We start from the raw sequence: 12,119 nt of genomic DNA on the forward strand, positions 1-12,119 counted from the left end.
GGCATGGTAGCAACATCCCTTTTTACTTTAAGTATTGGCTGTTACTACCACGTTATAATCCCAAGTAAGCACATAATTTAAGTGAGCACATAATTTCGGCCAATCACAAAGGGCTTAATGGAACGTTCACTGCGATTATTGTCAATTTCCAACCGGCCATCAAGCAAAAAGCCCTCGAGCTTTGTCCATTGATTCAAGCAATAGGCAATCGCCTGCCCCAGTGCACTTTTGGGTAACACCTGAGCGCTTTGGGTTTGAAGCCATGCTAAAAAAGCATCCAGCACGGGCTTGCTGCGCGCCAAACGAGCGGTATAGCGTTCTTCCGGGGTAACATCATGCAGATCCCGTTCGATGGCAAAAAGGCGGTTGCAAAACTCGAGTCCTTCATGGACAACGCCTGTCGTCGAGCGTTTACCTTCCGGCAACGCTTTGATGGCCTCGTCAAATTTACGTCTCGAATGGGACCAACAACAAAGTAAGGTCACATCGGGAATGCCGTGGTAGCCCGCATAACCATCCACATGCAGATAGCCCTTGAAGCCGGCGAGAAACTGGCGCGGATGCGTGCCTGCGCGTGTCTGCTGGTAGTCATAAAGAATGATCGGCGGACCTTCGCGGCCGGTTCGATATAACCACAGATAGGACGTGGTCTCGGCAGCCCGGTTCGGTTCATGCAGCACCTGTACGGTGGTCTCATCGGCATGGAGAATCGGCTGCGCTACCAGGATCTGCTTCATGCGCCCATACAGGAGGGAAAGCCAACGGTGGGCACCGTAAAGCATCCAGTTGGCCAGGTTTTGGCGCGACAATTCCACGCCGAGGCGCAGAAATTGCTGCTCCTGGCGATACAGGGGGATGCTGTCCATATATTTCTGATTCATGACATAGGCCATCATCGATGGTGAGACCAAGCTACCTTTGAGCACCGGTTTGGGCATCGGCGCCGTCACGATCGGCGTTTGGATCGCTTCCCGCTCACAACGACGGCAGGCGTAGACATACCGCACATGCTTAACCACTTTCACCTGGGCCGGAACGATCTGCAGTTCATTTCGTTCTTCTTTGCTCATTTCATGCAACGCGCCGCCGCAACAGGAACAAATCTGTGCTTCTTCCGTGAGACGGTATTCGATCGTCTCGACAGGCAGGTGATCAAAGCGAACCTCCCGTTGGCCCGTGGCTTTGCGACGTTGATAGGTGATCGTCTCCAGCGTCGGCTCGGCGAGCACAGCCAGGGCTTCGGTTTCCGCCTCATTGAATAGTTGCAGTTGATCTTGCTCGGGTTCACTGCGTTCGCTGGAAGCGCCAAAGCGCCGGTGTTGCTGAAGGCGAAACTGCTCCTCATACCATTTCAGCTTCGCCGTAAGTTCTGTATTTTGCTGCGCTAATTGTTCACAGCGCTTCTGCAACTCCGCGATCGACGGTTCCGGGCTTGCACTCACCGGGGGAACAACGTGGGGAGAGTGGATGTGATTGTCCGGTGTAGTTGTTGTTTTCTTCATACACCAAAGGTTCGACAGGATTCTCATATATCCTTTTAAAATACAACGGCGCGCACAACACTTTTACAGGATCGTGCGCGCCGTTACCGGTCGATGGGCCTCCGGTTGTTGTAGTGGAAGACCGTCCAGCAGCCAACGCAGTTCCCGTCGGCTGATCGTGATCGATTCCCGCTGGCCGTTACCCGGCCAATGAAACTTTCCACGCTCCAATCGTCGATAGTAGAGCCAGAAACCATTGTGATCCCATTGTAGGATTTTCAGCTTATCGCGCTGCCGATTGCAAAACACAAAGAGACACGGCGCAAAAGGATCAAGTCCAAAATGTTCGTTGACCAAAATAGCCAAACCGTCAATCGATTTGCGCATATCGGTGCTGCCGCAAGCGAGGTATACGCGTTCGACTGTTGTTTCATTTAGCATAATTCGGCTAGGGCCTTCGCCACTTGAGCAAATAATGCTGGATCAAAACCGTCGTGAACTTCGATGGTTGCCGGACCGACGCGAACCACCATGGAGGCGTTTGAGCGTTCTTCTTTTTTCCAGGGAGCAACATTCACGGCGAGCCAATGGGTGGAACCCGATTCCGATATTGCTTCGGTTTGTTTTTGAAGCCAATACCGCAATTGATATGGCTTGACATTATTCTCTTCACACCATCGGGGGAGTCGCTGGCCACTCGCTTGAAATGCGGCCACGCGCGCCTCCCATTCTTTTCGTAGTTCTTCTCTGCTCAGAAAAATCATCCCCAGTTCGCTTCATTTTCAGCGTTCTGGGGATGATTATTGCACATCGCTTATTGGACTTGTAGGTGGGGAAGGTTTGACGCTTACGATATGTCTCGATTCATGTTGATGTAAAAAGTTCTTCGGAAGGCTTGCCCGATCTCTTTTACTTTACCGTTACCGATACCGGAATCGGCATTGATCGCAAAGATCAGGAGCTGATTTTTGAAGCCTTTACGCAAGTTGACGGAACCATGGGCAGAAAGTACGAAGGAACCGGTCTTGGTTTATCCTATGCCAAAGAATTGGTGGAATCGTTGGATGGGGAGATTGGCGTCATCAGCACGCTGGGGAAAGGCGCGACTTTTTGGTTCACAATCCCTACAGCGAAGGAAGGTTAAACGGCAAAAGCAATGATTAAAATTGTATAAAATTTGTTGTTATAGGCAGGTATCGGGTTATTATTAGCGAATGTTCTGACACGCAGTGGAAAAGCAAGCACAGAGAAGGAAGTACAAAGAAGGATTCATGTTGCTTAGCTGAGGGAGGGCTACCTAGTTATGGTTGGTTTACATCAAACCTTGTCACAAAATGAGTCAGCGTTGGATAAGAAGGTTTATTCGAAATCGTCCATGATAGGGATACGTCATGCGATGGAAGACATCGTAATGCATTTCAATGTTAAAGCGGAAATGTACGTGTTCTTCCAGGATTTTAATTCTTTTTTAGTGGAAAAGGCAAGGTATAAGCAACTGGATCAGGTTTGTGCTAAGCTTTTTGTTTTTGCCCGAAACATCAACTACCTTGAAGTCGCAGATTTTCAAAATACGGTTTTTATTGAGCTAACGCCGGATTCACCGTTAAAGGACGAATGGAATGTTGTGATTGTCCATCCTGATCAAGCGATGGTTTTCTCATTTACTGAGTTATATGAGCGTAATCGCTGCTGTGATGATCTCATGCGACAATTTGAAGGCTTTCTAACCTTTTCAGTTCCCGTCGTTTGCCAAGCAGCTACGTTTCTGTTGAATGTGGTAAGAGAGTACGGCCATGATTATGATCCGCTTTATGATGATGCGATCATTCTCAAAAGCCAGGAATCACCGGCGAATAAAAAGATGAATCTTTTTATCAACCGGATCATTAGCAAAATCGAAGAAAAGCAGAAAATCATCATTCACAACAAGGAACTGCTTACGTCGATTCATCGCGAGCTTCAACAAGCACAGGAAGAAGCACAAGTGGCTTCCAGTGTCAAAAAAAAGTTTCTTAATAATGTAGGTCATGAAATCCGTACCCCGATGAATTCGATCGTGGGGATGTCTGAATTACTGATGGAAACGGCCGAGACGGAAGATCGGAAGCATGCTGCTCATCTTCTTTATCGCTCGTCGAATGCGTTGCTTACGGTAATCCAGGATGTATTAGATTACTCCAAGTTAACGAACGGAAGCGCCGTTCATGATTTCAAGGAAGTGCGCTTGAAAGAATTTATCCACCATTTTGTTCACCTTATGCTCCCCAAAGCCAAAGAAAAAGGCATAACGTTAGAAACTTTTTTTGAGATTGATGACCAACCGGTATTAATCACGGATAAAGTACGGCTTCGCAAAGTTCTTCTCAGTCTGGTGGATAATGCCATTAAATTTACCCATCAAGGAAGTGTGTCGATCCACGTAACGGTTCTCAAGCCAATCGATCACCATGATGTCTTTTGTTTCAAAGTTGTTGATACTGGCGTTGGGATTGATGCTAACGAACAGAATCGGATTTTTGAATCGCTCGCGCAAAGTGACGATGCAATGACCCGGAGACATACGGGACTTGGCTTATCCTTGGCGAAAGGGTTAGTTGAATCTTTGGGTGGGGACATGGGGTGTCATAGCGAGTTGGGCAAAGGCTCTACATTTTGGTTTACCATTCCGTCCACGCATCCATCGCATAAGCATTCTTTTTATGATGATGAAGTATTGGGGCCATGTTGTGGGATATAAGGGGTTTTTAGCGCATTCGCATTCGCACAAAGAACGGAAGGCTGAATTAGCCTTCCGTTCTTTGTGCTTTTGGTTATAGGCGTTGATCGTTTGGTGGGTTTGTTTTCCATAGCAGACGAGTTTTTTTGTGGGATAAGTATTATTGATGAAGGCGAAGCGAGGTTGTTTCGTTCCAATATCCCTTTATTCAAAGATGCGTGGTTTCTGGCATAGTATTATAAAAATGAATGCATTCATTTTTAAGTTGACTAGCGGAGAATATAACCATATAATATAAATTGAATCCGTTCATGAATGAGCGCATTCAATTTATTAGGGAGATGAAAACAATGTTAATGCCGATTGACCAAAAATTAAAAGTTGCTACTCTTGTTTGTCCAGGTATTTTTTTGCCAGATGTGGTTAATGCCCACGTAGCCTTTAATATGTCACCAAATGCAGAAACATATCTCGTCTGGAAAAACCTTGAACCTTTCAATGCATTTTCAGATTGGCCTATAGCAGCAACTACTACCTTTAATGAATGCCCTGACGTTGATGTATTGATCGTTGGTGCAATGAGTCCAGATAGTATGGCAGATCAAGAAACTATAAACTTTATCAAACAGAAAGCGAAACGGGCTGCTGCGGTTATTGGTATTTGTTATGGGGTTCTAGTGCTGGGAAGTGCTGGTCTTTTAGAAGGCAAGCGCGCTACATCTAACTTTAATGTAGGAGATTCATTAAAGGAGTTTGGTGCTATTCCAGTGTTGACCAGTGAAGTTGTTATTGATGGTAATTTATATACGGCGGGTCCTGCACATGGATGCTTTGAAGCTGCAATTGAGGTGCTTTCTGCACTTCGTGGAGATGATATTGCCAAAATGATAGAATTAGCTCTTGAATATAATCCCAATCCTAAATATAAAGTGGGAAATCCTAACCTTGCTGGTTTGGAACTATCCCAAAAAGTATCAGACATGTATCAGGAATTAACTAATGCCTGCTTGGATACAGCTCGTACAGCTTATCAAGCAATACGCAATGGAGCTAACGATTAATTGCTATTTTTATAGTTTAATCTAGTTTATAAAAAACAGGCCACACATTTGGATATGTTATCCATTGTGTGACCTGTTTTTACTTATTTCTTTCCGTTAGTCCACCCAAAAATAAATCAAGCTTATAATTAAGGTTTTCCATAAAAGAAATTTTCGAATGACTACTTAAAGCAGATTTGATCAGCCCCATAAACGTTTCAATAACCATTTCAATTGGAATATTTTTTCTAAAATCTCCACTTTTCTGTCCTTCATCGATAATACTAACTAGAATGTCTTTAAACTGAGTGCCGTGTGGTGGTTGCTTTAGTCCTAGATGATTAATACATAAGCCAAACAATTGCAGATTATCTTCATATATCTTTGCCAATGTTATCAGGATTTGCCTAATTTTTTCTTGTGGGGTGATCGTTGATTTCTCTATTTTTTCTAGTGAGTTTTTAGAATGATCAAATTTTTGAACTAATACATATTTGAGAATATCTTCTTTGGAATGAAAATAATTATAGAAAGTACCTGTACCAAGATCTGCAGACTTCGTGATATCAGCTATAGTTGTTTCTTCAAATCCTTTATTTATAAATAATTTCATTGCAAAATCAACTAAAGTATTTAGTACTTGAATTTTTTTTCTGTCTCTGCGACTCATTACATTTTCCATAAGGTTACCCTCCAAAAATGGCAATATTGATCGCCCTTGTAGCCGCTGCCTAACATCACAAAACCCAAGCTTTCAATTCTTATGCTTTCATTTCTTTCAATATACGCAATCCATCAACCACTTTTCTTGAACAAACTTCCATTTGCTCCAATGCTTTTTCAGCAGCTCTCATGTTGCTGTTTTCATAAGCAGTGGCTGCTTCCTTAGCGAACTTATGTAAGTCAGCGTGCGGTTTCTCAAGGTCGATAAAAGTGCGATTATCCTTAAACATCTGCATACCCGTTGTATAATACCACTTGCCAAGACGACACTCATGGTGGGTATTAACCATTTTAGAATCAATCTGTTCGTAGCTAAGCAACATATTATAGACTCGCCACCGCCACAAAAGGTGATCGGCAATACAAATATCCAATATATCTTGCTCTTGCAGACAAAAAGTATTATTTGCCAACTCCATACGAATGTTGTTAATGCTTTGGCTTAACAAAAATACATTTTTGCCTGTATCGACACATTCTTGTAAGAGTTTTTCGGTTTCGGCAGCGACAGTAGAAACTTCGGAAGCGATTTCTTCGGAAGCTGCTGATTGCTCATCATTGTCCCCAGCGATGTGTAGCATATCATCTTTAATCATCGTAATGGCTTGTCGAATTTCTTCAATCGATCCTACCGCACCGGTAACCATATTCTTTCCGGACAATAATCGCTGCGATGCATTTTCTATGTTTTCTACGGCGCGATGTGTTTCCTCTTGGAGTTTGTTGATATTATCCTGTATTACTTTAATGGATGATTTGGTGTCTTCTGACAATCTGCGAACTTCGTCCGCTACGACAGCAAATCCTCTTCCTTGATCACCGGCGCGAGCGGCCTCGATCGTTGCGTTGAGCGCCAATAAATTGGTCTGCTCAGCAATTCTTTTGATAATATCAATGACTTCACCGATTTTTTTGGTTCGTTCTTGAACGCCATGCATCTGACTATCAATCTGATCGATGGACACAAAGGATTCTTCCACAAAGGAAAAAGCGTTAACGATCGTATCTGCACCTTCCGTTGCTACAGTTACAGCTTTTTCCGCATATTCTGTGGCCTTATTGGCCCAACTGGATACATCGTCCACAGAAGCCGCCATCTGTTCGGTACTGGCGGCAATCGTAGTCATCGATTGGCTTTGCTGTCTAACGCAGCTGAGCATGTCTTTTATGGAATCCATTTTGGTTATTTCGATCAGGAGATTGTTTACGCCGAGGACGGTATTTCTTCTCTCCGCGCAAAGTGCGTCAACAAGAGCATTCCATTCTTTAGCGATTTCTAAAGTTTCCTGGCTCTTTTCATCGATATCCAAATAGGTTACTTGCCCCTCGCGGATACTTTGGATCGCTTTCAGCAACTTTTTATTGAAATTATTGCTTTGAATATTTTTTGTTTCTACAATTTTACCCTTGCTTTTAAACATTCTAAACAAACCCGTACGCCCCCCTATGATAACCATCTTTTACAGATTGTACACAAAAAGCAAAAACAAATTGCCTTTTGCTTTTCATCATAATCTGGCAACCTGGCAATCATAGGCGAAGCTCGCCAACAGACCCATAGCTTTGCGTCCCTATCTTTCGATAGGTTTGCCCACAATTATCTTATCTACCCCGAAAATACCTCAGAAGTTCTTTTAAGCCTTCGTCGGTTGCTATGTAGCAGCATGAATGTTGAAATAAATTTTACCAATTTCGATAATAGAGTGTCAACGTAATATTTCAAAATATATCAAAAGCTTTGTTTGTTAAACAATCTTGTGATTAACATATTAAAACAATGAAAAGGCCCAGGAAACGAGAATCACCGAAGTGACATGCTGACCAGCCGCTGCCGGAAAACTGTACACCCCATCGGTCACTGTGCCCCACACCTAAAACACCACATTATACGCAACAAAAAAGGCCTGCATCACTGCAGACCTTCCTTTTCACTATGGAGCGAGCTTTTATCCTCCATAAGGCCGCTTTTTCTTGATTGATAAATTCCAATCATCACAATCGGCATATTTCTTCGCCGTACGCCAGTTCACACCGACACGTTCGGTAATTTCGCGGATCGTACAGCCTTCCTGTTCTCGCAGAAATTTGATATATTGTTGCTGTGGCATTTGCAGCATCCTTTCCAACCCCTCCGATTCGGTTTTGCACACATCGAAGGGTACGGGTTTTTGGGAGATGAGGCAAGTGCCTTTTTTTCTTTTGGCATTTCATTCTGCATTTTTAGGATGGCGTTTTGTGTACTTCTATGATGCCATAAACTGTTTTAGCTAACGCAAAATGCCCAAAAGCTGACGACATTGCCTGTCCGGAACCTGCTGTATCCCGTTTTTCGAGGCTAAGGGATCAGCAAAAAAGAATTAGCGCGCATCGCTACTCGGGTACCCAGATATTCCATGCCGGGGTATAGGGATCCGTAAAAAATGCAGGACTAAAGCCTGCCGCATCAAATATGATGGGATAGTCGCTGCGGTGTTGAGCGTTTGATTTTACGGACGAGTCCATGTTCGGTATGTACAATCAATATCTCCATGGGCTCCATGACTTCACGAATCGTTTTAAACGTCGGGCGACTTTCCGGTTTGCCGGCTCGATTCAACACCGTCTGATTGCGTCGTGCCAATGTATGACGCACCCGAAATTCAAGATACGTCGCCACCAAGAGGGCGAGGAGAAAGACGTACCCCATCGCCTTGACGCGTTCCGGCGTTTTTAGATACATCGGGCCAAGCATCACCGGCTGTTTCAGGAAGCGAAAGCGATCTTCGCACGCCACTGTTCTTTATATTCACGGAGGATCAGGGCATCGGGGCGCTGAGCAAGTTTCCCGATATCGTTCCATTCATCTTGCGACCACGCTTGTTCGATCACTTGACCACAAATACCATAGGTTCCCGGTAAGCGACTAATGAAATTGAGCTTTGCATCGGCCAACGTACGCACATTGTCACCGGTCACCATCGCCGAGTCCGCAATATATGTTGTTTGCCGGCATTGCTCCGTTGTCAAAAAGGTGGCCAATGACTCGATGACGTCGCCATTCCAATTTCGATCCGATGTATTTCCCGGCAACACGTGACCCATGACAGGTAATCCGTCTTCTTGGGTAACGAGTCCCATCATGATCTGTTTGAGATCGGCTCGATGATCCTTGGAATATCCACGTGCAATCAGTTCATTCGGGCGTTCTTCGGTTCCTGAATATTCTCCTTCTACGGATACGGATGTGGTATCGGAATGGAGCCCGTTCATCATTCGGTGGTGGAGCGTGAGCGCCGAAAGTGCGACCTGCATAAAGATTCCGGCCGGATTTGCCGCTGCAAAACGATCCAAAAACCAACCAAAACGATCATCCGTAAGATCATCCGTACGAACTCCCTCACCAAAATACAGCGTCGTTTCATGCTTTTCGAAGGATTCGGAAATATGATACAACGGTGTACGATGCGCAAAAATGTTCAGTACAAGCGCCTTGCATAATGTGCCGGGGGAAAGCTTTGCTTGCCGCTCATCCCATACGACTTGTTGATCGATGATTTGCGGAAGCATCAAGGCTTCACAAAGCGCATGGCCAAGTCCGGCAATACCAACCTTGCGAATATCCATATCCTCTTGTGCGACAAGATGATCCCACGTGGGCAACATCATACATTCCTCCTGTATTTATGTTGCCTCGATTCTTCGACACCACCTCTGATTATCCCTTTAAAATTTAATTCACAAGGTTCCAATAATGATGAAAATACGTAATATTGCCATCCAATTCCGATCTTACAGATCGGTTTCTAATGGCTCCGAAAAACGGGATACATTAATCGCAACTATTATAATTATATGATTATTTGCGATTTATCAAACTTAACAACGAATCTAGATCTTCCTTCCACATAAAATCTCTAATTATAGATTGTCTCTTTATATCAATCCCAAGGAAAGTTTTTAATTCCAAATTTACTAATATGTTGTTGAAGTATCTTATAATGTTTATATACTTATTAGTCGCTTCATTTAATAGCTCATCAGAATAATAATCATTATAATCTATCAGACATTCATAAGGTTGATCAGGAATATATGTCGTGCTGTGAATATTTTCCGATACAATCGAATATATGTTTTTTATTTTTTGCAAATTATCATGAATGTAATTTTGTTTTTTGTATTTATCAAATAAAAAACAAAACATATTAGAGGGTTTTTCGTTTGTTTTAGTATTATCAGTTAAAGCAATTATAAAACGCAAAAATATTTCAATCGAGTTCCTTTCCATAAAATTCAACATTTTAGCATCTCTAATTATAATTATATGCAAAGAAGATATTAAATTTGATATCAACCCCCTAAAAAAAACAATGCCCGGGTACTTTTTCTTCATCTCAATATTCCAGATAATAATCACCCATAAAGACTTGTGAAGATTTTTTAATATTTTTTTCGACTCATCAACTCTTTTTTCCGTATATATAGTATTCATATGTTTTATTATTTCTTCAAAGTCTCTTTTTAAAATGTATTCATAATCGACAAAACTAGAATGCATATAATATACCTCAAAATTTTATTGATTTTATGATATCTGACCATTTCGATTTGTCCATTTCACCACTGTTGGCTTCATTGATAAATCTATAGATCGTATTAATATTGTTGAGTATATCATAATCATTTTTATGTTCTAACAAAAACCTATTTGTGCGTCCAATCATTTGAGTTCTCGATTTTTTAATATATTCAGGAAAATCAATATCAAAATTATTATAAAGGAATGTTGCCAATTCTGAATTTTTTCTAAATATTTTTTTTGAAATCATTATACTATTTACAACACCAATAAACATAACCCAATAAAAAGTTGCATTTTTATTTTCATCTTTTTTGCCATAGACATTTACAATTAATTTGTTAAGATCATCAAAAAGGGAACGAAATTTCTCATCCATATTATGCAGCAACTCCTACATTGATGTTATTCTTTCTAAAAACTCTTCAGTAATATTGATAATATCATCACGATATTCCTGATCATCATATAAGAACCGATGCTTTTCTGTAGCTCTTGCAATTCCCGATGAATCACGCAATGTATTCTCAAAAACATGCAGCGGATTTGCTGATTTGAATTCTTCCATCTTATCTTTATAATAGGAATAACCTTTTACTAATGAAAATATAATACCTAATGCTTTAACTTTTTTCGTAGCAGTTCTGTTATGCCTTCTAATTGAACTGAAAAACAATTCAACCCCGATGCTAGATAAATAATCAGGTTTTACAGGCATTATATAATAATCAGAAGCTAATAAAGCAGATGATGTATATACCGACTGGGTGGGAGGACAATCAATAAATATGAACTCATATTCTTCTCTTAATTTGTAAAGCTCTAAATAACTATTTAATTTAGTTACTACCGTAGATTCACCTTGACCTATTTGAACCAACCTAAGATCTCCGGTTAATAAATCGAAATTCATATTAACAGAATATAGAATATCATTCGGCTCTATGTTTATTTCTTCTTCTTTTTCACCTAAAACCGTACTATATCTGTCCGAATCTTTGTAAATCCTGTAAATAGTCTTTTCTTCTCTTAAAATTTTATTGTATGGCTTTTCTGGTATTATGTATTGACTAGCGTTAGATTGAGGATCAAAGTCGATTAACAAAACCTTTTTACCAAAGTGTTTAGACAAACAACAAGCCAAGTTAACGCATATTGTTGTTTTTCCTACACCTCCTTTCATATTCATAAACGAAACGACTGAACAACTCATGAATTATCCTCCTTATATTAAATTTTAATTTTGATGTTTTCATGATAACAATCCTTATATTATTCGTCAATAAATTATTTTGATTTTTATCCATCTACACCAATCGACACCATTCGACAAGGATGTTCTCAGAATGACCATAGCAGACAAGCTCATCTGCTTAGGCATCAATAGCAGACGGCTCATCCGCTTACCCACCAATAGCAGACAAGTTCCCCCCACTCTACGCCTGCTCCCCCACCATCTCCCCCACCTTATCCCGCGAAAAACTCATCTGCTATGTAATGGCCATGCATTCGTGTTCGGTTAACCAAAAACATATTGGTAATTTAAGTCATTTAAAGGTTTTTTATAAGATGATGTCGAAATCATAAGCTGACATATCACT

General features: G+C 41.5%; 13 protein-coding genes, 1 pseudogene and 1 riboswitch. Of the genes and pseudogenes, 3 read left to right on the forward strand and 11 right to left on the reverse strand.

Annotation, left to right across the window (positions count from 1 at the left end):
- Positions 1-95: 95 nt before the first annotated feature.
- From tnpC to tnpA, 3 genes and pseudogenes are all read right to left on the reverse strand, one after another.
- Positions 96-1,529: pseudogene (gene tnpC, locus EDD73_RS14090) on the reverse strand (IS66 family transposase); the annotation flags it as partial.
- Between the two features lie 36 nt (positions 1,530-1,565).
- Entirely contained in the window at positions 1,566-1,922 is a 357-nt protein-coding gene (gene tnpB / locus EDD73_RS14095) for an IS66 family insertion sequence element accessory protein TnpB (protein ID WP_131920994.1), read from the reverse strand.
- Positions 1,916-2,245: an IS66 family insertion sequence element accessory protein TnpA gene (gene tnpA, locus EDD73_RS14100; RefSeq protein ID WP_406567201.1), complete on the reverse strand. Its 330-nt coding sequence runs from the start codon at positions 2,243-2,245 to the stop codon at positions 1,916-1,918. Before tnpA ends, tnpB begins: the two co-directional genes overlap by 7 nt.
- 98 nt (positions 2,246-2,343) lie before the next feature.
- Between tnpA and EDD73_RS14105 the strand changes: the two genes are divergently transcribed.
- The 3 genes from EDD73_RS14105 (at position 2,344) to EDD73_RS14115 (ending at position 5,258) form a co-directional block, all read left to right on the forward strand.
- Positions 2,344-2,625 carry an ATP-binding protein gene (locus EDD73_RS14105; protein WP_131920999.1) on the forward strand — a complete coding sequence of 94 codons (282 nt, stop codon included), beginning with the start codon at positions 2,344-2,346 and terminating at the stop codon, positions 2,623-2,625.
- Positions 2,626-2,784: 159 nt separating this feature from the next.
- Complete coding sequence (locus EDD73_RS14110; RefSeq protein WP_131921002.1) at positions 2,785-4,218, forward strand: ATP-binding protein; 1,434 nt, start codon at positions 2,785-2,787, stop codon at positions 4,216-4,218.
- 329 nt (positions 4,219-4,547) lie between these two features.
- Positions 4,548-5,258: a DJ-1/PfpI family protein gene (locus EDD73_RS14115; protein ID WP_165876540.1), complete on the forward strand. Its 711-nt coding sequence runs from the start codon at positions 4,548-4,550 to the stop codon at positions 5,256-5,258.
- A 79-nt stretch (positions 5,259-5,337) separates the two neighbouring features.
- Here the strand turns inward: EDD73_RS14115 and EDD73_RS14120 are convergent, their stop codons facing one another.
- The 8 genes from EDD73_RS14120 to EDD73_RS14150 form a co-directional block, all read right to left on the reverse strand.
- Positions 5,338-5,919: a TetR/AcrR family transcriptional regulator gene (locus tag EDD73_RS14120; RefSeq protein ID WP_243116941.1), complete on the reverse strand. Its 582-nt coding sequence runs from the start codon at positions 5,917-5,919 to the stop codon at positions 5,338-5,340.
- Between the two features lie 79 nt (positions 5,920-5,998).
- The gene (locus tag EDD73_RS14125; RefSeq protein WP_243116943.1) at positions 5,999-7,381 is read right to left on the reverse strand and encodes a methyl-accepting chemotaxis protein; all 1,383 of its coding nucleotides are present in this window, start codon (positions 7,379-7,381) and stop codon (positions 5,999-6,001) included.
- Between the two features lie 93 nt (positions 7,382-7,474).
- Positions 7,475-7,562: riboswitch (cyclic di-GMP riboswitch) on the reverse strand.
- A gap of 344 nt (positions 7,563-7,906) precedes the next feature.
- Positions 7,907-8,068, reverse strand: coding sequence for a hypothetical protein (locus EDD73_RS14985; RefSeq protein WP_165876542.1), 162 nt, complete (start codon positions 8,066-8,068; stop codon positions 7,907-7,909).
- A 335-nt stretch (positions 8,069-8,403) separates the two neighbouring features.
- Positions 8,404-8,679 (reverse strand): hypothetical protein, encoded by a 276-nt coding sequence (locus EDD73_RS14130; RefSeq protein WP_131921009.1) that lies wholly within the window; start codon positions 8,677-8,679, stop codon positions 8,404-8,406.
- Between the two features lie 23 nt (positions 8,680-8,702).
- Positions 8,703-9,602 (reverse strand): IS1634 family transposase, encoded by a 900-nt coding sequence (locus EDD73_RS14135; protein WP_165876543.1) that lies wholly within the window; start codon positions 9,600-9,602, stop codon positions 8,703-8,705.
- Between the two features lie 193 nt (positions 9,603-9,795).
- Positions 9,796-10,497 carry a hypothetical protein gene (locus EDD73_RS14140; RefSeq protein ID WP_131921013.1) on the reverse strand — a complete coding sequence of 234 codons (702 nt, stop codon included), beginning with the start codon at positions 10,495-10,497 and terminating at the stop codon, positions 9,796-9,798.
- Positions 10,498-10,507: 10 nt separating this feature from the next.
- Positions 10,508-10,897: a hypothetical protein gene (locus EDD73_RS14145; RefSeq protein WP_131921015.1), complete on the reverse strand. Its 390-nt coding sequence runs from the start codon at positions 10,895-10,897 to the stop codon at positions 10,508-10,510.
- Between the two features lie 15 nt (positions 10,898-10,912).
- Positions 10,913-11,731: a ParA family protein gene (locus EDD73_RS14150; protein ID WP_131921017.1), complete on the reverse strand. Its 819-nt coding sequence runs from the start codon at positions 11,729-11,731 to the stop codon at positions 10,913-10,915.
- Positions 11,732-12,119: the final 388 nt, after the last annotated feature.

The organism is Heliophilum fasciatum, from assembly GCF_004341395.1.
In the GTDB taxonomy this organism is placed as follows: domain Bacteria; phylum Bacillota; class Desulfitobacteriia; order Heliobacteriales; family Heliobacteriaceae; genus Heliophilum; species Heliophilum fasciatum.